A 22,936-nucleotide genomic window follows, 5' to 3' on the forward strand; every position below is an offset into this window, starting at 1 on the left:
TTTTTATACCCCTCCACTACTAATTGTAAGTAATCAATTTTAATGATAATATTGCGTAAGCAGTATTTGCAATAAATCTAAAAGTATGAGAACAAATCACGAGATAGACTATCGCATCATTGGTGAAGAGATGCAGTACGTTGAAATTGAGCTCGACCCCAACGAGACTGCCGTAGCGGAAAGTGGCGCTTTCATGATGATGGATGATGGCATCCAGATGGAAACGATCTTCGGGGACGGCGCAAAACAGCAACAGGGTTTCTTCGGAAAACTGATGTCGGCCGGTAAACGCGTGCTCACCGGTGAAAGCCTGTTCATGACAGCCTTTACCAATATGGGGCATGGCAAGAAAAGAGTAAGCTTTGCTTCTCCCTATCCCGGTAAGATCATTCCGCTTGACCTGCAGCAGATGGGTGGAAAGATAGTAGCGCAGAAAGACTCCTTCCTTTGTGCAGCCAAAGGAGTGAGTGTAGGTATCGAATTCCAGCGCAGGCTCGGGACCGGTCTTTTTGGTGGAGAAGGTTTCATCATGCAGAAACTCGAAGGGGATGGAATGGCCTTTGTGCACGCTGGTGGTCATGTGTTCGAGAGAGAATTACAGGCGGGTGAATTCCTGCGTATCGATACCGGCTGTCTGGTTGCCTATACACAAACCATCGATTATGATATCCAGTTCGTAGGCGGTATCAAGAACACGCTTTTTGGTGGAGAAGGTCTTTTCTTTGCCACACTGCGCGGACCTGGTAAAGTATGGATCCAGACCCTGCCTATCAGCAGGCTTGCCGGAAGGATCCTGGCATATGGTACTTACAATCGTAAAGAAGAGGGAAGTATCCTGGGTGGCCTGGGCAATATGCTCGATGGCGACGGATGGAAATAATGCTGCTTTTATAACGCAGTGTCCGGTAGCTCGCCTCTGCGAGTGACTTATATTGGTTCGCCTCTGGCGAACACTGTGTTGCCGGAGACGGCGGAATAAACGTCACTCGCGGGGACGCGAGCAACTGGGCAGCGCAAAATGAAACGGGGCAAACCAAAAAGGTTTGCCCCGGGTTATTTAAAATGAGTTGAGTTCCTGATTACGCCTGCGGTTGTGCAGGAGGTGTGCCATTGTCCTTCGGCGGCTGCTGTGGCCTTGGCTTTTGCTGCTGCTGATTCTGAGGACGTTGTTGTTGCTGGGGTTTTTGTCCCTGCTGTCCTTGCTGTTGCGGACGCTGTGCCTGCTGGTTAGGTTGAGGCTTCTGGCCCTGTCCCTGCTGCTGACCACCTTGTTGCTGCGGTTTCTGTCCCTGCTGTTGCTGTGGCCTGCTTTGTTGTTGTCTCTGTTGCTGAGGGCGCTGGCCTTGCTGATTCCCATGTTGTGGTCTCTGCCCCTGACCTTGTTGCTGGGGCTTCTGGCCGTGACCGCCCTGTTGTTGGGGCCTTTGCTGCTGACCTGGCTTCTGCTGCACATTGCCCTGCCTTTGCTGACCACCTTTCTGGTCCTTGCCCTGGTGACGCTTTTTCTTCTCAGCTTTTTCAAGGCTGCGGAGACTGATCTGTCCTACCACATCCACAAATTCAGGTTCAACTTCCTTCGGTTTGTTGGTAGTTACATCAACTGGCTCCAGTTCATCAGGAATGATGCCCTGTGAATTCAGTTTCTTGATAGTACGCACACGTTCTATGCTCAGGGGGTATTGCTTGTTGCTGTCTGGCAACATATACCACATCAGATTTTTGAAAATGTCTTTCTTGATAAGATTCGCATATCCTTTTGCCACCTGGATACTTTCGGCATTTTCCGGGAAATGCTGGAGGGCATCAAGGTAGGTATCCAGCTCGTAGTTGAGACAGCATTTGAGACGGCCGCATTGTCCGCTGAGTTTGCTCTGGTTGATGCTCAGGTTCTGGTAACGGGCTGCCGTGGTATTTACAGATTTGAAATCGGTCAACCAGGTGCTGCAGCAGAGCTCACGGCCGCAACTGCCCACACCGCCTACTTTGGCGGCTTCCTGGCGTGCTCCGATCTGGCGCATCTCCACTTTTACCTTGAATTCGCGGGCGTAGACCTTGATCAGTTCCCGGAAATCCACCCGGTCATCTGCGATGTAAAAGAAGGTGGCTTTGCGCCCATCCGCCTGGATCTCCACTTCGGAGATCTTCATGTTCAGATTCAGTTGCTTGGCAATGGCGCGGGACTGGATGATGGCATCCTTTTCACGGCCTTTGTTCTGTTGCCAGACTTCGAGGTCTTTATCGGAAGAACGTCTGAGTACCTTTTTCATTTCGGGCTCAAACTCATTCAGCCCTTTCTTTTTCAGCTGCATCCTTACCACTTCTCCGGTTACGCTTACGGAGCCAACATCAAAACCGCTGACACCTTCTACCGTTACCATATCTCCTTTTTCGAGGAGGTGCACTGTGCTGTTTCTGAAATAATCTTTTCTGCTGCCATTGTTGAAGGCGATCTCAACCACCTTGCAGGCACTGTCTTCGTCGTTGATTGGTAAGTTGACAAGCCAGTCGAACACATTCATCCGGTTACAACCACCTGTGCTGCAACCTCCGTTACTTTTACAGCCGGACACTTTACCGCCGCCTGTACTGCATGAAGTACATCCCATTCGTATGTTGAATTGACGATGATTAAATTTGATTTATGTTGAAGCTGTACAGGAAGGAATCAAAAGGAGGGAGTACATGCAATACAATATGCTAACAGTTGAGGACTGATAAACATACCATTACTATATATATAGCAGTGTAAGATGACTCAGTAAAAACCTTCGCTCTGTTATGAACCCACACTACACAAACCTCTCTTTTTCACTTTTCTGTACAGGCTGTTATTACAAATATAGGTTTTTCAGAACAAAAGGGGCTTTATAAGACAGTCAGGGTCTGGCGGGTAGCCATTATATGGTATAATTTGATAGTGAGTGCGTGGAAAAGCATCTTCGCATTAGCATTTCTTTCAATGTAATAGGCCGCGTTATCCAGTTCTTTGATGATGGCTTCCTGCTGGGCAAAGCTCGTTAACTTGTTGAGACGTAATGCAAAATCCTTTTCCGCTTCGGGCAGCGTGAGTGCATCCGGACCCATGGCCTGCAGGCGGATGGCCATTTCCAGCAGGTGATTGAAATAGCGGAGGAATTGTTTTTGTTTTTCGCGGCCCAGTTTGCTGACATCGTCCACCCATTTTACCTGGGAGATGGGGCCGTTCTTGAGGATGGCGTTCAGCCATTCCCGCACCAGGGAGATCCAGTCTTCCCCGGCATGGTTCAACAGTTGAAGGGCTTCGCGGTAATTACCTTCGGAAATGGAAGCTATCTGCCTGGCCTGATCAGGTTGCAGATTGGCGCGGTCACCCAGTGCATTCGCAATTTCCTGTGTAGTGAGCGAAGGGATCTTTACCAGCTGGGTACGGCTGAGGATGGTGGCCAGGATCTGCGCCTCATTCTCAGCAACCAGGATAAAAAGTGTATCGGCCGGTGGCTCTTCAATCAGCTTGAGGAGTTTGTTCCCCTCGTTGCCCAGGTATTCAGGCATCCAGAGCAACAGGATCTTGAAGCCGCTTTCAAAACTCTTCAGGTTGAGTTTGCGGATAATATCGTTACACTCGTAAGCGGTGATATTGCCCTGCTTGTTCTCCGCCCCGATGAACTGGAGCCAGTCATATATATTACCGTAAGGGTATTGCCCCATGAACTCTCTCCACTCGCTGATATAATCCGTACTGAGAGGTTTATCACCGGGCTTGCGGGGGATCACCGGATAAGAATAGTGAATATCCGGGTGCATCATCTGCTGTGCTTTCTGACAGGCAGCGCATTCGCCGCAGGCATCATTGAGCAAAGCTGGTTCCGGAGCGGGTTCTGCATCTCCGAATAAAGAAGGGCCGGGATCGGCAGCCGCTCCGCGCCTGTTCACTTTCTCACATACAACATACTGCGCAAAGGCCAGTGCCATGGGAAGGGCACCGCTGCCTTCTTTTCCGAGAAAAAGAAGGGCGTGAGCCAATTTGTTTTGCTGCACCATTTCCACCAGGTGCTGCTTCGTATCCGCCTGACCGATTACTTTTTTGAAAGACATGAGCGCGAAGATAACAAAAGTCCAAGCCTGTTTTCCTGCTTAGTTGAGGTACTTCAGCAATTCAGGATCGCTGGGTTTCACTTTGCTGGGGAATACAGTGATCAGCTTGCCTTTTTCATCAACCAGGAATTTGGTGAAGTTCCATTTAACGGGATCTTCAATGCCCAGTTTTTTGGCTTCTTCCTGGAGATATTTGTAGAGAGGGTGAATGTCTTCGCCTTTCACAGAGACCTTTTCTGCCATGGGGAAGGTAACGCCATAATTCTTCTGGCAGAATTCCTGGATCTCCTGGTTGGTGCCGGGTTCCTGCTGACCGAAGTTATTGGCAGGGAAACCGATGATCACCAGTTTGTCCTTATGCTCTTTGTACAATGTTTCCAGTTCCGAGTATTGTTTGGTAAACCCGCATTTGCTGGCGGTATTTACAATAAGGATCTTCTTTCCCTTGTAATCTGCCAGATTGATGGTGTCGCCCATGAGGCCTGGAACCTTGAAGTCGTAAATGCCCATTCCTACGGTGAGCACTACTGAGAGCAGCAACAAACGGATCATAACTAATTATGTTTTGAAGTGATGTATCTGTAATACAAGAATTGTACTAAAAAGGTTGCCGGTTTATTGTTTTTCATAACAGCCCAGGTCTGGCTGGCCAACCGGGCGCGGTTTACCATCCAGATCGATACTGAGTGCAGTGCTGACACCTGCGTTGATGGCAGGTGATCCTTCCTTCAACCGGAAATTGTACAGTTTCTTCTGGGTATCGATGTTCTCAAATTGCGGCGCCTGGTTCAGCAGGATATTGATAAGCGTAACATTGGCCGGTTCTGTTTTGGCCTTCAGGATGCAATTGGTGAAACTGGCATTGAAGGTAGCGGTGCTTTCTTTTTGTGTGACCACTTCATTGTCCACGGTACTGTTGTCTGCCCAGAAAATACAGTTGGTGAATGCGGCGGAGAGATTGCTTCCTTCAACAGCAGCGCCTTCTTTCACAAAATTTGTCAGCAGCAGCACAGGCTCCTTGTGCTGGATAAATGAATTGGTGTAGGCGGCAACCGTGCAATGCGTGAACTGGTAATTGCCCCCTTTCACCAGCATGATATTCTTGCCGCAGTTACTGATCAGGCAGTTCTCTGCATCGATGGAGCTGGCTACTGAGAGGATGCCCGCATCGAAGCAATTATCTATGACGGATTCTCTCAGGCTTAGTTTCGGTTGTGCGTTGCCGGAAGCATTGCTGAGCACCAGGCCCTGGTAGGCATTCCTGATCTCTGTGTACTGTAATTCGTTGTTTTTGCTTGGCTCCCTGAAATAAATGCCGGGCCATGCAGCGGGGTATTCCTTGTAAGGCGCGTCCAGCCTGTCTCCCCGGAAAATGATTTTTTCCCCGTCATCGGCTCCGCCGTTGGCCTTGATGGTGCCATCCACAAAAAAAGGAGCATCTGCGTGTAAGTAAATGCGTGTTCCTTTTTCGATGGTAAGGGTAACGTTCTCGTCTACCAGTAATCCTCCAAGGATCACATAAGGCCGGTCGTTGATCCAGGTTTCATCGGCATCGATGAGTCGGTTCCGGTAGAAGTGGGCATTCTGCCCCCAGGCATCCAGTTGTACCCATTGCTCCTGGTTGTTGTATTTAATATGTACACTGTCCTGCACCACAAAGGGCAGGTTGGCTGCACTGGGATCTATCTTAACGGTAACAAAAACATAAAGGCTGTCGTTGGCTTCCACTTCCAGGTCTCGTACAATGGGGCCGGGGAAACCATCTACATTGATCTTGTAAAAGGAGCTGTTTCCTCCGCCAAGGGACACTTCGCTGATACGGAGTTTTTGATCGTTCTGGTTATAGATGCGGAAAAACCGGGTCACAGATCCCGTGGAGGTGAACAGGGTATCGAAGTGAAGGCTGTCGGTAGACATGGTAACATTAGCGTTACCGGTGATGAACGTGTTTTTCTTGCATGCGCTGGCAGTGATCAGGCCCAGCAAAATGGCAACCAGGATTTGTTTCATGTGGCTCAAAAATAAGGTTTTCATTTCATGGCGCAAGCCAGTGTACAGAGGCTGAGGGTGGCGCCGGGCGCTTTCAGAAGTTCTGCGCCACAGGCTTCAAGGGTGGCTCCGGTAGTGATCACATCATCTACCAGCAACAGGTGTTTGCCGGCTACCTGGTCCGGCTGCAGGAGCCGGAAGCTCTGGCTGATGTTTTCCCATCTTTCAGTACGGTTCCTGTGTGTTTGGGATCCGGCAGGATTGATACGTGCTATCACATTGTTCAGTACAGGCCGGTTGAGCACAGCGGCAATTCCGTTGCTGAGAATGGCCGCCTGATTGTAATGACGCTGCTTCTGTTTTTGCTGATGCAGGGGCATCGGTATAATGGCATCGATGCCATTGAATCGCGGAGATGCAATAATGGAGTTACCCATCTTCCGGCCAAAATATTCCCCGATCTCCGTGTTCCCTTTGTATTTGAACTGATGCATCAATTGCTGTATGAGCGATTGCTGTGTAAAGAAGAAATGACTGGCCATGCTGATGAACGGCAGTCTGCCCGTCAGCATTTTTTCTGATGCATTTCCGGCATGATCATAGAAATCGGTTATGGGTAAACGTTGATTGCAATCAATGCATAACAGCTGCTCTTTGCTGACAGCGTCTGATCCGCATCCCTGGCAGGTTTGCGGGAAGAAGAGTTGGAGCAGTGATTGAGCGGCTTGCTTGATCTGCATGAGAAGTTTTTAACCGAACAGATAGCTGTAGACTTCTTCCACCCTCGCCATCTGGATGATCTCGATATTGTATGATTGCTGATGTAGTGCTTTCTGTGTGTATTTGGAAACGATGATCTTTTCGAAGCCGAGTTTCTCTGCTTCCGCAATGCGTTGTTCGATCCTGTTCACTGCCCTGATCTCTCCGCTGAGACCAACTTCACCTGCGAAGCAGATATCATAGGGAAGCGGAATATCTTCATATGAGCTCAGCAATGCACAGAGTACCGCCAGGTCGATGGAAGGATCTTCCACTTTAAGGCCGCCTGCAATATTGAGGAACACATCTTTTACTCCGAAGTGGAATCCGCCTCTTTTTTCGAGAACAGCCAGGAGCAGCTGTAGCCTGCGGAGGTCAAATCCCGAAACCGTCCGCTGGGGGGTGCCATAAACGGACTGGGTAACCAGGGCCTGCACCTCTATCAGGAGGGGGCGCATGCCCTCGATGGTGGCGGCAATGGCTATCCCGCTGAGTTGTTCCTCCTTCTGGCTCAATAAGATATCGCTGGGATTGGCCACTCCCCTCATTCCGTCGCTGCCCATTTCATAGATCCCCAGCTCGGCAGTGCTCCCGAAGCGGTTTTTAAGGGTCCGGAGAATCCGGTAGGCATAGTGCCGGTCGCCCTCAAACTGCAATACTGTATCCACCATATGTTCCAGCATTTTCGGGCCTGCAATACTGCCATCTTTGGTGATATGACCGATCAGGAAAACAGGAATGTTCATGTCTTTTGCAAAGCGTTGAAATTCTGAGGTGGTTTCCCTGATCTGCGATACGCTGCCCGGAGAAGAATCTATATAAGGACTTTGTATTGTCTGAATGGAATCAACGATCACCAGATCGGGCTTCAGCTTTTTTATTTCCTGGAAAATAGTTTGTGTGAGCGTTTCTGTAAGCAGGTAAAAGTTCTCGTTCTGAATTTTCAGGCGGTCTGCCCGCAGTTTGATCTGTTGTTCACTTTCTTCTCCGCTGATATAAAGTGTAGTGATACTTTTCAGTTGCAAAGCGTTCTGAAGAAAGAGCGTTGACTTTCCGATGCCTGGCTCTCCTGCAACAAGTACAAGACTTCCGGGAACAATGCCACCGCCCAGAACCCTGTTCAGCTCTGCATCTCCGGTGATGATGCGATCCTGCTCACTGCTTTTTATTTCATTGAGTGCAATTGTTTTTGATGTTCCGTTCTTCACATCTTCCGGTCTCCACTGCTTCTCTTTTTGGGAAATATCTTTATGGATCACTTCTTCAATAAAAGTATTCCAGCTTCCGCATGAAGGACACTTACCTGACCACTTAGGACTTTCATAACCACAGTTCGAACAGAAGAAGGCGGTTTTTATTTTACTCATATGATAAAGATACGTTGGGAACGATTCAGTTTTCCGGATAGATGATGTTGAGAGAATCGATGACGTAGTTCAGCAAAAAAAAATGGCGAAGACAAAAAATTCACAATGTGGATAACCTCGTTCGAAAGGCAGATTTCGAAGACAAAAAATCACAAAAATAATTGCATGGATTTTAGTGGGAGAGGGATGAAAAATGCAGTGAAAAATGAGGAAAAAAAATACAGTGATTTTCGAAAAGTAAAAGGGCCAACATTGCTGTTGACCCCTTACTTACTAACCCATTAAATTCTTGCACTAAATTACAAATTCGCACCACATAACAAAATTATTTTTTAGGGTTGTGAATAAATAATAATCCGTATGAGAGAGCAATTTATTGTCTTTATATTGCTGTAAATCAATTAATTAAAAATTTTAGACCCAATAAGCTATGCATTACGGTGATAAATTGGCAGCCATGTTTTTTGAATGGCTTTGAAGGTGACAAAACTGCTCCTTTTCATGCCGAAATGTGGTAGAAAAACCTCAAAAAAAGTTTGGTAATTCATTTGATATTTCACTATGAGAATCTTTAAAAAAATACCAGAAAATGACACCATCGATTTGGATAATTTCCCTCGTGTTTATAGGCATCAGTATGTTAGTTTCCGGGGTGTTAAAAAGTAAGTTTAATTCATATGCAAAGCTTCGTTTGAGCTCCGGATTGTCAGGCAGTGAAGTAGCCCGGAAAATGCTCCGGGACAATGGGATTTATGACGTTCAGGTGGTTTCTGTGGACGGATTCCTGAGTGATCACTACAATCCGGCCACTAAAACAGTGAATCTGAGCCCGGATGTATATAATGGAGTGAGTATTTCAGCGGCGGCGGTGGCTGCCCACGAATGCGGCCACGCTGTGCAGCACGCTACCCAGTATCCCTGGATGGCCATGCGAAGCAAGCTGGTCCCTGCGGTACAGGTAAGCTCAGGTATAGTGAATATTGTGCTGCTGCTGGGAATAGTGATGGTAAACGCTTTCCCCCAGTTATTGCTGGCCGGGATCGTTCTTTTTGCCATAACTACCTTATTTTCAGTGATTACGCTCCCTGTTGAGTTTGATGCCAGCCGCCGGGCCCTTGCCTGGTTGCAGCACACCAATATCACTACGGCCCAGGAATACCCCAAGGCAAAGGACGCGCTGAAATGGGCTGCCACTACTTATGTGGTAGCTGCGCTCGCCTCCGTGGTGACCCTGATACAATATATATTGATCTTCCTGGGAGCCAGTAACCGGAACCGGGATTAAAGAAAAACCACAATTTTTTAATATTCTGATAAAGCCATGCAGCATCCTGCATGGCTTTCCTGTCTCAGCATTATACAACACACGCTAACGATTGCTTATTATACTTTTTCATGTTAACGTTGCCATTTTCCCTTAGGGGCGAATGGTTTCCCGGAAACGGGGATACTCTTACTCAAAACCAAACTGCAAAGAAAACTCTGGTTAACCACCGGAGTTTTTGATTTTAAGGAAGTCTTCAGCCAATTTTCATCTTGATAAATGTCAAATAATACAATGGAGGTCGTAGGGGTGAATTGAACGGCGACTTCGAGATTTGATCACTCTGGTACTTCAGTCTGTTTGTTTATTCCTGCTGTTCGCATGCTCTAAATGTCCGTTCATTGTACAAAAAAGCTGCTTGAGGGCGCGAATAGTGGCATTAGTCCTGACGAGCGGCGTTTGTAAGCTTTTACAACCATTGATCAGTTAAGCGCAGCAGTTATTAAATTCTTATTGTCTGATTTTTTATTAGCGAACACAATTTTGTTATTTTAACGTTTCGAAAACAACGACTCTTTTCATTTTCAAAACTAACAACATTCCTTATGAGAAATTTGTATGGCCTGTTGACCGCGCTTTTGATGTTTTGCTGGTCAACCACCCAGGCCCAGGTGAAAGACGTGACCGGTCAGGTTACGGACTCCCGGGATGGTTCTCCCCTCGCCAAAGTAACGGTTAAGGTTAAAGGTTCAAACGTTACTACGGAAACTTCTGCTGACGGTTCATTCTCACTCAAGGCTCCGGCCAATGCAACGGAACTTGTTTTCAGCTATGTTGGTTATAACGATCTGGAGGCTCCAATCAAATCAGTGATGGAGATCCAGCTTGTACCCGGCGATAAATCACTGAACGAAGTGGTTGTGGTGGGTTATGGTACCAAGATCAAACGTGATGTAACCGGTTCTATCGCAAAAGTAGGCGCCAAAGAATTGGGCAATACTCCTGTTACCAGCTTCGAGTCAGCCCTGCAGGGCCGCGCAGCAGGTGTGATGATTGAACAGGGAAGTGGTAAACTTGGTCAGGCCATCAAGGTACGTATCCGTGGCGCTGCTTCCGTTACCGGTGGTAATGAGCCGCTTTACGTGGTAGATGGTATTCCGGTGATCACCACCAACCTGTCTTCCAATGGAGCTCCTACTAATCCTCTTGCAGACCTCAATATCAACGATATTGAATCAATCGAAGTACTGAAAGATGCCTCTTCAGCGGCCATCTACGGCGCACGCGCCTCTAATGGTGTAGTACTTATCACTACCAAGAAAGGTAAGTCAGGGAAGTCTAAAGTGGATTTCGGATTTTATACCGGCATGCAGAAACCTACGCGTAAAGTGGATTTCATGAATGCTGAGGAATATGTTGGCATCATGCAGGCCGCTGCTGTAGGCAGGGCTAAATATGACTGGAGAATGGGTACCAGCCCTTATGCTTCCGAGCAGGAAGCAATTGATGGACGTTTGGCCATACTGGCTGGTAACCTGGATTATTTCAGCGCCGATAATGAGGACTGGAAAACGTTCAAAGTAAATACTGACTGGCAGGATGAAGCTTTTCAGCGTGCTCCTATCTCCCAATACGATATTAATATGTCAGGTGGTAACGATAAGACCACCTTCTATATGGGACTTCAGTACCTCGATCAGAAAGGTATCATGATCCAGAATGAGCTTAAGCGTTACAATGGCAGGCTCAACCTTGACCATAAGGCCAATAATTGGCTGAATGTAGGTATGAACATGAGCTTTGCGCGTTCCGTGAACAAGCGTATTCCCAATGATAATGCCTTTTCCAACCCGCTGCAGTTGGTAGCTCAAATGCCTATCACCCCGCTGATCGATCCCCGTACAGGTAAACTGAGCGGTGCTGAAGATCCGAATGATAACGGGAACCCCAACTCGGATTACCCGCTTTATTATAATGGTCTTCTCAACGTTCAGGGGGCATCATACAATACTACGGTTTACAGAACACTGGGTAACCTGTATGCACAGGCGCAGATCGCTGAAGGATTAAGCTTCAGATCTGAATTTGGCGTGGATGCCCTTATTCAGAACGAAGAAGCTTATTATGGCCCAATTACCGTTGTAAACTCAGTATATCCCAAGGGTGGTGGCTTTACTGCTGATGAGCAGATCCTCAACCTTACCACCAATAACTTCCTCCGTTATGCCAAAGTGTTTAACAACGATCATAGTTTTGAAGTGGTAGGTGGTATGAGCTGGCAGGAATACAAAAGAATGTATGGTTCAGGAACTGCAGAAAGCTTTCCATCAGAAGCCTACAAAAAACTGGTTAGCGCTGCGGTTAAATCCAATGTGACCTCTGAAGCGCACCGCTTTTCATTCCTTGCCTATTTTGCCAGGGCCAACTATAAATTTAAAGACAAATACCTCCTGGCATTGAGTGGCCGTTATGATGGTTCTTCAAGGTTCGGTTCCAACAACCAATGGGGTTTCTTCCCTGCAGTGTCTGCGGGATGGATTATTTCCGAAGAGGATTTCCTGAAATCAAGCCAACTGATCAGCTTCCTGAAACTGAAAGGTAGTTATGGTCTTACCGGTAACGCAGAGATCGGTAACAATTCTTCTCTGGGACTCTGGTCTGGTGATGCTGCCTATGGTGGTATTCCCGGTCAGCGCCCTACTCAGATTGCCAACCCTGACCTCAAATGGGAAACTACAACCAGTGCTGACCTGGGTTTTGAAGTTGGATTCCTTAACAACAGGATCAGTGTTGAATTTGATGTGTATGAGAGAAGAACGAAAGACCTGTTGCTGAGCCGCAATGTACCTGGTACTACGGGCTTCAGAACACAAACAGTAAACCTGGGTGAACTGACCAACAAGGGCATCGAGTTCTCTATCACAAGCGATAATATCGTTACCAAAGATTTCCGCTGGAGCACCAATATCAATTTCGGTCTTAACAAAAATAAAGTGACCAACCTTCAGGGTGAAGAACTTGGTGTTTATGAAAATCGCGCCAAGGAAGGTGAGCCTATCGGTATTTTTGTTGGAAAGGAATATGCAGGTGTGGATCCTTCCAATGGAGATGCTATTTACTATCTCAATACGCGCAAATCGGATGGAACCCTGGACAGAACCACTACCAACAATTATGATGATGCGCAAACTGTTACTATCGGCGATCCCAATCCTGATTTCATCTATGGCGTAAGAAATAACCTCAGCTATAAAGGATTCGATGCTGAGATCCTTATCCAGGGTGTACAGGGCAACCAGATCTATTCCAGCGCGGGTCAGTATACATCTAACAACGGAAACTTTTTCGATAACCAGACCAGGGACCAGCTCAGTTACTGGAAGAAACCAGGCGATATTACAATGGTACCTGAACCGAGATATTCCAGAAACAATGGTAATGCTCAGTCCAGCCGTTATGTGTCAGACGGATCCTACCTGCGTGTGAAAGCCGTAACCATCGGTTATAACCTACCCAGAAGCATCCTGAATAAAATCAAATTTGATCGTGTTCGCGTATACGTAAGAGGACAGAACCTGGCAACCATCACCAATTACAAAGGATGGGATCCTGAGGTGAATGCGGATTTCAATGCATCTAACATCAATCAGGGTGTTGACTTCTACACGCCTCCTCAGGCAAGGGCCATCATTTTTGGTTTAAACATTGGTTTGTAAAATGTCCTAAAAGAAAAATTATGAAAAAGTCAATCTTAATATATTGCCTGGCTGTGCTGATGATACCAGCATTGACAGGGTGTGAAAAGTCGCTTGACGTAAAGCCTACACAGGAGATAGATGAATCAGATGCGCTCCGTACCAGTTCTGATGTGGAAGCAGCCCTTATTGGCGCTTACTCCGATATGGGTGATGCTGATGTTTATGGAGGTAGCTTGCAGGTAGCCGCTGAGTTGCTGACATCAGGAAATGAGATCAACTGGAGCGGTACTTTTGAAACCTATACAGATTTTTACGCCAAGTCTACCAAAACAGTAAATACACAGGTATCCTTCTTCTGGATGGACTGTTACCGTGTGATCAATGATGTAAATAACGTACTGGCTTCCCTGGAGGTAGTTAATGCTGAGAGGAGAGACAGGGTGGAAGGCGAAGCTAAATTCCTGCGTGCCTGTATGCATTTTGAACTGGTTCGCTTTTTTGCGAAACCCTGGCAGCAGGGAGATCCCTCTCAGAATGATGGCGTTCCCATTATGCTGAAGCCTTACAAAACCGATCTTCCGGATAATGAGGTTCGTCCTTCAAGGGCTAAGGTTGCTGCAGTTTATGATCAGGTTATCAAAGATCTTACCGATGCAGAGAATCTCCTGGAAGTGCCTTCTGCAGGCTACTTCTTTGCACATAAGATAGCAGCCCAGGCGATGCTGGCAAGGGTTTATCTTCAGAAAGGAGACTTTCCCAATGCTGCCGCTGCGGCCAACAGGGCGCTGGAGGCCAATGAGGACGGTGGACAACCATTCCGTCTGCTGCCTTCTTATTTTGATGTGTTCCCTTACAATGGCGACCAGCCTTCACTGGTTATCGGAAATACACCGGAAGATGTTTTCGCTGTTCAGGTATCCAATACCGATGGTGTGAATGACTTCTTTACTTACTTCTCAGCAGACGGACGCGGTGATATCGATATTCTGCAAGACCACCTGGATCAGTATGAACCCAACGATGAAAGGCTGGCACTGTTCTATGGCAGCAGCGCTGTTTACACCGGTAAGTTTGATATGCAGTACAGCAATGTTCATATTATCAGACTGGCGGAGCTCTATCTTACCAGGGCAGAAGCCAATTTCAGATCAGGTAATCAGGTAGGCCCTAATTCGCCGAGGGAAGATATCAATATCATACGCAACCGCGTAGGCCTGGATTCTTATGATGATGATGCAGATATCACCCTTGCCAGGATCCTCCATGAAAGAAAACTGGAACTGGCATTTGAGGGTTTCCTTTTGCACGACATCAAGAGAAATCAGCAGACTATCGGTGGATATGCCTGGAATGATCCCAAGCTGGTGTTGCCGATCCCTGACAGGGAAAGAAGGACCAATACCAACCTGAGCCAGAATGACGGCTACGGAAACTGATTTGTAGTAATAATTCTATAAAAATGAAGCGTGTGCCGGATACCGGTACACGCTTCTGTTTTTAAAAATGCACACTTGCAAATCAGGATAACACAGTTACTGGTTTTGTGTTGTGGAGTTGAGGTGCTGCACCTAACTTTACTTCCGTACATATACTTTGTACAGGGCTGGTTCATTGTATATAATACGACAGGGCAACTTTATAGTTGCCCTGCTTTTTTATTTAGAGTTTGATCTCTTCGTCGTGCTTATCAAAAAAGTGGTATTCCGTGAGATGGTAGTTTGTATTCTCTTTCATTTTCACTTTACGTCCATATTTGAACCGCCATTTCCACTGCTTTGAATTGAACCATTTGCCTTTGGTGAGATAGGCGTACATGATGGGGTGTACAACCAGAGCAAGATCTTTGTGCTGGTGGGTGATGAGATAAGAAAGGTTCTTCTCAATTTCATCTTCCAGCAATAAGGTGGAGGAGATCTTACCGGTTCCCGCGCAGGTGGGACAAACTTCCTGGGTATTGATATTCATCTCCGGCTTCATTCTCTGCCGGGTGATCTGCATGATACCGAATTTGGAAATGGGCAGTACAGCATGTTTTGCCCTGTCGGACTTCATGAACTCTTCCATTGCATCCAGCAGCTTGCGTTTGTTCTCGGGGAGTTTCATGTCAATGAAATCCACTACGATGATACCTCCGAGATCACGCAGACGTAATTGCCTGGCGATTTCGGCCGCAGCTTCAAGATTTGTTTCCAGGGCATTCAGTTCCTGGTTATTGCCTACACTTTTATAGCCACTGTTCACGTCAATAACGTGGAGGGCTTCCGTGTGCTCAATGATCAGGTAGGCGCCACTGGGGAGATTCACTGTTTTGCCGAAAGCAGCTTTCACCTGTTTGGTGATACCGAACTGGTCAAAGATGGGCAGGCCATTGTTGTAATAGGTAACGATCTCGGCCTTTTCGGGGGCGATACGCTGGATATAACTCCTGGTATCGTTGAAAAGGTTCCTGTCGTTCACCACTATCCGGTTGAAATCTTCATTCAGCAGGTCGCGCAGGATGCTGGTGGTCTTCGTTTGCTCACTCAGTATTTTGGCGGGGGCTACGGAACCTTTGAGGTTATGCTGGATGGTCTTCCATGTTTCTACGAGCATGGAAAGATCTTCATGCAGCTCTGCCGTATTCTTGCCTTCTGCAGCAGTACGAACGATAACGCCGAAATTTTTTGGTTTGATCGCTTCCACGATCTTCTGCAGGCGTTTGCGTTCATCCGCGGAATGTATTTTCCGGGATACCGCTACAATGTCGTTAAAGGGAGTGATGACTACGAAACGTCCGGGAAGGGAGATTTCACAACTGAGGCGTGGTCCTTTGGCCGCTATCGGTTCTTTGAGGATCTGAACCAGGATGTTGGGCTTACCGCTGAGTACTTCATTTATCTTACCGGTCTTGATGATCTCAGGTTCCACCACAAAGGTGCCGAAATCAAAGCCGGGCTCGGATGTATCGTTGATTGACTGCTGGGTGAATTTAAGCAATGAGCGGGCATATGGACTGAGGTCTGTATAGTGCAGGAATGCATCCTTTTCAAACCCAACGTCTACAAAAGCCGCGTTCAATCCCGGGATCAGTTTCTTTACTTTCCCGAGATAGAGATCACCTACAGCAAAACTGCCATCCGCTTTTTCGTGATGAAGTTCTACCAGCTTCTTGTCCTCCAATAGGGCTATCTCAACCCCCTGGGGAGCAGCATTAATTATTAATTCCTTATTCAAGCGTAACAACTTTTACCGTCTTACCAATCACCACTACAAGGAAGGTTGCTGAAGAGGTATTAATTGTCAGTTATCATACTCTGGGCGGGGAACTTGAATAAATGACAAATAATGAAAATCCAGCTAAAAGGAAGAAGGAAGGGGCCGGTGATCGCCGGCCCTGTGTAAAAAGAAAAAATTCTAGCGATTTTTCTTCTTATGACGGTTCTTTCTCAGTCTTTTCTTACGCTTATGCGTAGCGATCTTATGACGTTTTCTCTTTTTTCCACAAGGCATATAACACCAATGAATTAAAGTTAACAAATGATTTTTACGGTCCTATTGTTTCAGCGCTTTTATACGCTGTTCAATGTCTGCAACGATCTCGGGCCTGCCGAGTAATTTCTTTTTTGCTGCTTCGTACCAGTGAATGGCTTCTGCTTTATTGCCTTTGCCTTCATGGATGTCTGCCAGCATCAATACAGCTTCCAGATTATTCGGTTCGTACGTGGCCACTCTGGTGAGGCGTTCGATGGCTTTATCCACCTGGCCTGATACAAGAGCACCCTGTGCGAGCATGAACTGGGCGTACATATTGGTGGAATCCCTCTCTGCCACTTCCCTGATCTTCAGGATCCCTTCCATCGGGTTGCTGCTGATATTACCGAAAAGGTAACAGCTACCAAGCCCGATTTTCAATGAATCATTATTGGGATCCAGCTCTAATCCCTTCTCAAACAACTCTTTAGCCTGTAAGGCCATCCAATTCCTCAGAGATGGGTCACCCTGACGGCGAACCCCGTCCAAAAAGAATTGGGCAGCAAAGGTGAGGTTTTTTTGAGAATTTTCCAATTTAGCTGCTTCAGCCGTATAATAAGCGTACGGAAGCAGGGCATGGGCGGAGTCTCTCCAGAACTCTGCCATCTGCCGGAATACCTTGATCTGCTGTTCCTTCACGTCGCCGCGCACAACGGAAGATTCCAGCCGGGTAATTTGCTCCTGCTGGGAAACAGACAGTTTTTGTTTAGATGCCGAAAGTATAGCCTGGATGTCGATCGCGGCGGTAGAGTCCTGATGGGTAGCGGTGGCAACAGGGCCAGCCTTTTGGGTAGGAACTGTTCTGCCAAAAAAGAAAATGAGGCAGAGGAGGGTCACTCCGCCACCTACAACGATGATCTGCTGCTTTTTCACGTATCAGAATGATTTAGGCAGCGAAATTACATCTCATCGTCCGGGTTTGGTTGATCTTCTTTAATTGATTGTAACTTTTTAACTTCTGCAACAAATTCTTTTGCAGGTTTGAACGCAGGAATGTAATGTTCAGGGATGTGCACCGCAATGTTCTTCTTAATGTTACGACCGATCTTAGCTGCTCTCTTCTTGGTGATGAAGCTGCCAAAGCCGCGGATGTAAATGTTTTCCCCCTGGGACAAGGTGTCTTTCACTTCCTTGAACATGGTTTCCAGCGTAACCAGAACATCAACCTTCGGAATACCTGTTTTTTCAGATATTTGGTTAACGAGGTCTGCCTTTCTCATGTCGTTTGAGTTTTAAACAGTTTAAAAATTTTTTTACAGGCTATTGACTGCCCTAAGGGCAATCCGCACAAAATCAATTCTTTACCCAAATTAAAAGTTTAATCGCACATTTGCAAGAAAAGTCTAAATTATTGATTATGAATTTTCAACATCCGGGTTACCGAAATGTTGACAGTTACACTCATTTTCAATAAGTTATTTGTTTTAACTTGTGCATCACAATGCCGGATCCCGCCAGAACGTTATGTTCAAAACGGGAAAGGAACCATCTCAGAAACCACATTAAAAGAATAATTTTTTCGGATGAAAGCAGATTTTACCCGGAAATTATTGCAATGGAATAAGGAAAGCAATACCCGTTCCATGCCCTGGAAGGGGGAAAAAGATCCCTACAGGATCTGGCTCAGCGAAATCATTCTCCAGCAAACACGTGTGGAGCAGGGGCTGTCTTATTACCACAAATTCGTAGAAACATTTCCCTCCGTGCAGCACCTGGCTGCTGCGCCGGAAAATGAAGTGTTCAAATGCTGGGAAGGATTGGGCTATTATTCCCGTTGCAGAAACCTCATTGCCACAGCCAGAAAAGTGGCTAATGAACTGAATGGGGTATTTCCTTCCACGTATGAATCCATCAAAGAGCTTAAAGGCATAGGCCCTTATACCGCTGCCGCCATTTCCTCTTTTGCTTTCAACCTGCCCAATGCTGTGGTAGATGGAAATGTTCAGCGTGTGTTAAGCCGTTATTTCGGCATCTCAACTCCCATCGATACCACTTCAGGGAAAAAATTATACCAGGAACTGGCGCAGGCACTTATCGATACGGAACAACCCGCTGTTTACAACCAGGCTATCATGGATTTCGGTGCAGTTATCTGCAAACCTCAGGCACCCTTATGCGCAACCTGCATTCAGAATACAGAATGCGAAGCATTCAAACACGATCTCGTAAAACAATTGCCCGTAAAAGAGAAAACACTGGTGAAGAGCACACGGTGGTTGTATTATTTTATTATCGTATCTGATCATCAGGTATACATCCGCCAGCGAACAGGCAGGGATATCTGGGAAAGTCTTCATGAATTTGTGTTGTATGAAGCCAAAGGCCCCGTGGAGACAGCATTTCAGGAGCTTCCATTTCTGAAGGATATGATGAAGGAAATCCCTTTTACCATCGGTCATATCAGCAAAATGTACCGTCAGCAACTGACGCATCAAACCATCAACGGACAATTCATTACCCTCAACATACCCCAACCACTGCCCGAAGGTTCCGGATATTTTCCGGTGTCAAAGTCCAGGTTAGCGGAATACCCTTTCCCGAGATTCATCAATATGTTTCTCGAAGAAAGCGCCGCCCCGGCACGATTATTTTAGTTGTGAAAAGTTTGAAAAGACTATCCATGAATACCCGTAGAACGGCCAAATAATTGTGATAATATCTCTGAAAAAAATTAACTTTAAAGGAATTAAAAACCGACAGGCGATTCATTAACATTCAAACTTACCATTATGCGCGGTGTAAACAGGGTTATGTTAATTGGAAATTTAGGACGAGATCCGGATGTGCAGTACCTGGAAGGTAATATCGCAGTAGCAAAATTCCCCCTCGCCACAACCGAAACATTCAAGGACAGAGCCGGTAAGCTCATCTCCCAGACTGAATGGCATACTGTAGTGCTTTGGCGCGGACTGGCGGAACTGGCTCAAAAATACCTGCATAAAGGAAGCCTGGTTTATATTGAAGGTCGCCTGCGTACCCGTAGCTGGGAGGACAAAGAAGGCAATAAGAAATTTGCCACTGAAGTAGTCGGCGATAACCTCATCATGCTCGATAAACGCTCAGATTCCGGCGCTCAAAGCCCGCATACACCACCCCATGGAGAGAACCAGGAAGGCTTCGGCAACCACGACGTACCCCCGCCGATGCAGGAACCATCACCCGACCTGCCCTTCTGATCCCTTTTCCGATACAAGTAATATCTTTACAAACCAGATCGCAGTAGGGCAGGCTAAAAAGCTGCTCCACACACGAAAAACACCAGCAAAGCCGTTGTTTTGCTGAGTACGCCATTGATCACGCAAACCCTTTGATTTGGACAACCTTTCTACGCTGTTTTTTACAGGTGTGAGTTTTCAGCCGGTGCTGCTGGTAATGAATGTGCAGTCTACCACCTTCCTGGGTGCCGCCATTCTTTTCCTGCTTATCATGTCCTTCCTGGTTTCAGGAGCCAAGCTCGCCTTCTTTTCACTCACCTTCCGTGATGTGAACATGCTTAAAACCAAACAGGATGCCAGCTGGAAAAGGATCGCCACACTGCTGGAAGAACCGCGTAAACTGCAGGCCTCCCTCACGGTCATCAATACGCTGATCAATATCGCCATCATCATTCTTGCCAATTACCTGATTGATGAGATCATCAATTTAAATGAAACAACTGTAGAAGGATGGACCCTCATCGCCCTTCGCTATGCAGTGAAAATACTGGTGATCGCTTCCCTGCTGATCCTCTTCGGTGAAGTGCTCCCCAAGATCAGGGCCACACAGAACAACCTCCGCGCTGCCTATGAAACCTCGTTCCTGGTGGAGATCCTGTACTATATTTCCCGCAGACTGGGAGAAGCCATGATCAGTCTCTCCGACTCGGTAGAACGTACATTCGGCGGTAGCACCGCCCGCGCCAGTGCCCAGCAACAACTGGAAGCCGATATCAAGAAATCAATTCATGAAGGCGAACAGAAGATCATCTCAGGCATTTACAAGTTTGCGGATATCACCGTTAAACAGGTGATGCGCACCAGGCTGGATGTGAGCGGTATCGATTTTAATATCAGTTTCGGAGAACTGAAAAAGAGAGTGGGAGATCTGCATTATTCAAGGCTGCCAGTATACAAAGGAAGCCTGGATGATATCGTGGGAATGGTACAGACAAAAGATATCGTTCCTCATCTCAATGAGCCTGATACCTTCGACTGGCATACCATCCTCCGCAATCCTTACTTCGTTCACGAACAGAAATACATTGAAGACCTGCTCGGTGAGTTCCAGAAAAAACATATCCACTTCGCAGTAGTGGTGGATGAGTTCGGAGGTACCAGCGGTATCATCACCCTCGAAGATATCATGGAAGAGATCGTGGGAGAGATCAAGGATGAGTTTGATGAAGAAGAATCCGCCAACAAAAAGATCGACGACCGTACCTACATATTTGAAGGAAGCACCATGATCCATGATGTATGCCGCATGATGGACCTATCCACAGACACATTTGATAAAGTACGCGGCGAAAGCGATTCCCTCGCAGGCCTTGTACTGGAGCTGGCAGGAGAGATCCCCAAAGTGAATGATACCATCAACGTGGGCGATTTCGATTTTGTAGTGCTGGAAATTGAACGTAACCGAATCAAGAAAGTGAAAGTACTGGTGAACCCCCAACCAATATGAAATCTATAGCCTTCCTCAGTGTTATTGCCCTCCTGGTGATCAGTTGCAACAGCGAATTCACGCCAAAGAAAAGAGGCTATTTCAGGATCGACTTCCCGAAGCATGAATACCAGACCTTCGATCAGCCGGGTTATCCGTATTCATTCGAGTATCCCGTGTACGCCAGAATAGTGAAGGATACCACCTTCTTTGAAGCCAACCCGGAAAACCCCTACTGGATCAATATCGAGTTTCCCCGCTTCAGCGGAAAAGTATATATCAGTTACAAAGATGTTACCGGTAACGATCTTACCAAACTGGTGAATGATGCTTACAAGATGACCTATAAGCATTCTTCCAAAGCCACAGAAATAACGGATTCGGCTATGCGGACACGTAATGAACTGCGCGGCGTGTTTTTCAAAGTAGGCGGAAATGCTGCCACCGCCAAACAGTTCTTCCTCACGGATGACAGCAAACATTTTCTCCGTGGCGCCTTGTATTTTGATGCTTCGCCCAACGAAGATTCCCTGTCTGTGGTGAATGAGTTTTTACAGGATGATCTGAAACATCTGATCAATACCCTGAAGTTTAAATAGGCAGGGTGCGCACAGAAATGCAGCGAGTGCCCAAAAGATACAGCGTGTGCCTAAATATATAGAGTGTGCCCAGTAGCTCGCCTCCGGCGAGTTATATTGGTTCGCCTCTGGCGAACACTGAACTCGCCCGAGGCGAGCAAATATAAGCCACTCGCGGGGACGCGAGCGGCTGACAGCCCTCCGTGCATTCCGCCGCTCTCCGCAAATTCTCTTCTGCCCTCAATTCAGAAATCTGTAAATTTGTTCCTTAAACTCAAAAGTGTGATAGCAGTTGACAATGTACTGATCAGTGACGATATTGTTAAAGAGCAGTTCGTCTGCGACCTCTCCAAGTGCAAGGGCGGTTGCTGTGAAGAAGGTGATGCCGGCGCTCCCCTGGAAACTGCCGAGCTTGACCTGATGGTGGAGCTCTATCCAAAGATCATCAGCTATCTCACTCCTGAATCCATTGCAGAGATCGAGCGAAAAGGAAAATACGTTTACCACAAAGAGTTCGGATGGGTTACGCCCACCCTTGGAAACGACAATGAGATCTGTGTGTACGGTACCCGTGACGAAAAAGGCATCATCAAATGCGCTTTTGAGCAGGCCTACAACGATGGCGTGATCGGCTGGAAAAAGCCCATCAGCTGCCATTTCTTCCCCATTATCCAGAGCAGCGGAAAAGACGGGGATTTTGACCGTATGAACTATGAGCCACGCGAAGTGCTCTGCAAGCCTGCCTGCAACTTCGGCAAAAAGCTGAAAGTGCCGGTGTACCAGTTTCTCAAAGAACCCATCATCCGTAAGTACGGAGAAGCTTTTTATGAGGCCCTGGATCAGGTAGCAAAAGACAATTTTCCTCCCAAACAATAAAGCCCGGCAACAATGAGCGATATCGTCTCTACATTCATGGCCAAAAGCACCATCAAGGCGGCGGACCTGGAGCATCGCCGTAAAGTGGCATTCAATATCAGCCGCTATGATGCCGTGGTGCCCGTGGGCAAGCAACAGTTCCATGATGTTCACCTGGCCCGCGAACGTGCCAAGAACGTG

Annotated in this window: 18 protein-coding genes; 9 read left to right on the top strand and 9 right to left on the bottom strand. The window is 47.0% G+C overall.

The window, feature by feature from the left end; all coding sequences use genetic code 11:
- Nucleotides 1-85: 85 nt before the first annotated feature.
- Nucleotides 86-880, top strand: a complete 795-nt coding sequence (locus ACTHMC_RS08650) for a TIGR00266 family protein (protein ID WP_440412612.1) — start codon at nucleotides 86-88, stop codon at nucleotides 878-880.
- 199 nt (nucleotides 881-1,079) lie between these two features.
- Here ACTHMC_RS08650 and ACTHMC_RS08655 read toward each other — a convergent pair whose 3' ends face one another.
- The 6 genes from ACTHMC_RS08655 to radA form a co-directional block, all read right to left on the bottom strand.
- Nucleotides 1,080-2,606, bottom strand: coding sequence for a PSP1 domain-containing protein (locus tag ACTHMC_RS08655; RefSeq protein ID WP_440412614.1), 1,527 nt, complete (start codon nucleotides 2,604-2,606; stop codon nucleotides 1,080-1,082).
- Between the two features lie 259 nt (nucleotides 2,607-2,865).
- Nucleotides 2,866-4,074 carry a DNA polymerase III subunit gene (locus ACTHMC_RS08660; RefSeq protein WP_440412616.1) on the bottom strand — a complete coding sequence of 403 codons (1,209 nt, stop codon included), beginning with the start codon at nucleotides 4,072-4,074 and terminating at the stop codon, nucleotides 2,866-2,868.
- 39 nt (nucleotides 4,075-4,113) lie between these two features.
- Nucleotides 4,114-4,584, bottom strand: a complete 471-nt coding sequence (locus ACTHMC_RS08665; RefSeq protein WP_440412640.1) for a glutathione peroxidase — start codon at nucleotides 4,582-4,584, stop codon at nucleotides 4,114-4,116.
- Between the two features lie 105 nt (nucleotides 4,585-4,689).
- On the bottom strand, nucleotides 4,690-6,084 hold the full coding sequence (locus tag ACTHMC_RS08670) for a choice-of-anchor Q domain-containing protein (RefSeq protein ID WP_440412617.1): 1,395 nt from the start codon (nucleotides 6,082-6,084) through the stop codon (nucleotides 4,690-4,692).
- Between the two features lie 20 nt (nucleotides 6,085-6,104).
- Nucleotides 6,105-6,803 carry a ComF family protein gene (locus tag ACTHMC_RS08675; RefSeq protein ID WP_440412619.1) on the bottom strand — a complete coding sequence of 233 codons (699 nt, stop codon included), beginning with the start codon at nucleotides 6,801-6,803 and terminating at the stop codon, nucleotides 6,105-6,107.
- A gap of 9 nt (nucleotides 6,804-6,812) precedes the next feature.
- Entirely contained in the window at nucleotides 6,813-8,189 is a 1,377-nt protein-coding gene (gene radA, locus ACTHMC_RS08680) for a DNA repair protein RadA (RefSeq protein ID WP_440412620.1), read from the bottom strand.
- A gap of 589 nt (nucleotides 8,190-8,778) precedes the next feature.
- Here radA and ACTHMC_RS08685 point away from each other — a divergent pair.
- From ACTHMC_RS08685 to ACTHMC_RS08695, 3 genes are all read left to right on the top strand, one after another.
- Nucleotides 8,779-9,474 carry a zinc metallopeptidase gene (locus tag ACTHMC_RS08685; protein ID WP_440412622.1) on the top strand — a complete coding sequence of 232 codons (696 nt, stop codon included), beginning with the start codon at nucleotides 8,779-8,781 and terminating at the stop codon, nucleotides 9,472-9,474.
- A 584-nt stretch (nucleotides 9,475-10,058) separates the two neighbouring features.
- Nucleotides 10,059-13,169, top strand: coding sequence for a SusC/RagA family TonB-linked outer membrane protein (locus ACTHMC_RS08690; protein WP_440412624.1), 3,111 nt, complete (start codon nucleotides 10,059-10,061; stop codon nucleotides 13,167-13,169).
- A gap of 20 nt (nucleotides 13,170-13,189) precedes the next feature.
- The gene (locus tag ACTHMC_RS08695) at nucleotides 13,190-14,587 is read left to right on the top strand and encodes a RagB/SusD family nutrient uptake outer membrane protein (RefSeq protein ID WP_440412626.1); all 1,398 of its coding nucleotides are present in this window, start codon (nucleotides 13,190-13,192) and stop codon (nucleotides 14,585-14,587) included.
- 223 nt (nucleotides 14,588-14,810) lie between these two features.
- On the opposite strand, the gene ACTHMC_RS08700 is transcribed toward ACTHMC_RS08695, so the two are convergent.
- The 3 genes from ACTHMC_RS08700 to ACTHMC_RS08710 all read right to left on the bottom strand — a co-directional run bounded on the left by ACTHMC_RS08700 (nucleotide 14,811) and on the right by ACTHMC_RS08710 (nucleotide 17,881).
- The gene (locus tag ACTHMC_RS08700) at nucleotides 14,811-16,364 is read right to left on the bottom strand and encodes an Rne/Rng family ribonuclease (protein ID WP_440412627.1); all 1,554 of its coding nucleotides are present in this window, start codon (nucleotides 16,362-16,364) and stop codon (nucleotides 14,811-14,813) included.
- Between the two features lie 318 nt (nucleotides 16,365-16,682).
- Entirely contained in the window at nucleotides 16,683-17,534 is an 852-nt protein-coding gene (locus tag ACTHMC_RS08705; RefSeq protein WP_440412629.1) for a tetratricopeptide repeat protein, read from the bottom strand.
- A 26-nt stretch (nucleotides 17,535-17,560) separates the two neighbouring features.
- A complete protein-coding gene (locus tag ACTHMC_RS08710; protein WP_127129062.1) occupies nucleotides 17,561-17,881 on the bottom strand; it encodes an HU family DNA-binding protein in 321 nt (106 codons plus the stop codon).
- A 303-nt stretch (nucleotides 17,882-18,184) separates the two neighbouring features.
- Between ACTHMC_RS08710 and mutY the strand changes: the two genes are divergently transcribed.
- The 5 genes from mutY to ACTHMC_RS08735 all read left to right on the top strand — a co-directional run bounded on the left by mutY (nucleotide 18,185) and on the right by ACTHMC_RS08735 (nucleotide 22,756).
- A complete protein-coding gene (mutY, locus tag ACTHMC_RS08715) occupies nucleotides 18,185-19,255 on the top strand; it encodes an A/G-specific adenine glycosylase (RefSeq protein WP_440412631.1) in 1,071 nt (356 codons plus the stop codon).
- A gap of 156 nt (nucleotides 19,256-19,411) precedes the next feature.
- Complete coding sequence (locus ACTHMC_RS08720; RefSeq protein ID WP_440412633.1) at nucleotides 19,412-19,837, top strand: single-stranded DNA-binding protein; 426 nt, start codon at nucleotides 19,412-19,414, stop codon at nucleotides 19,835-19,837.
- 136 nt (nucleotides 19,838-19,973) lie between these two features.
- Nucleotides 19,974-21,323, top strand: coding sequence for a gliding motility-associated protein GldE (gene gldE / locus ACTHMC_RS08725; protein ID WP_440412635.1), 1,350 nt, complete (start codon nucleotides 19,974-19,976; stop codon nucleotides 21,321-21,323).
- On the top strand, nucleotides 21,320-21,901 hold the full coding sequence (locus ACTHMC_RS08730; protein WP_440412637.1) for a gliding motility lipoprotein GldD: 582 nt from the start codon (nucleotides 21,320-21,322) through the stop codon (nucleotides 21,899-21,901). Before gldE ends, ACTHMC_RS08730 begins: the two co-directional genes overlap by 4 nt.
- Before the next feature lie 240 nt (nucleotides 21,902-22,141).
- Nucleotides 22,142-22,756, top strand: a complete 615-nt coding sequence (locus ACTHMC_RS08735; protein ID WP_440412639.1) for a DUF3109 family protein — start codon at nucleotides 22,142-22,144, stop codon at nucleotides 22,754-22,756.
- Nucleotides 22,757-22,936 lie beyond the last annotated feature (180 nt).

It is taken from the genome of Pseudobacter sp., from assembly GCF_051955275.1.
Taxonomy (GTDB): domain Bacteria; phylum Bacteroidota; class Bacteroidia; order Chitinophagales; family Chitinophagaceae; genus Pseudobacter.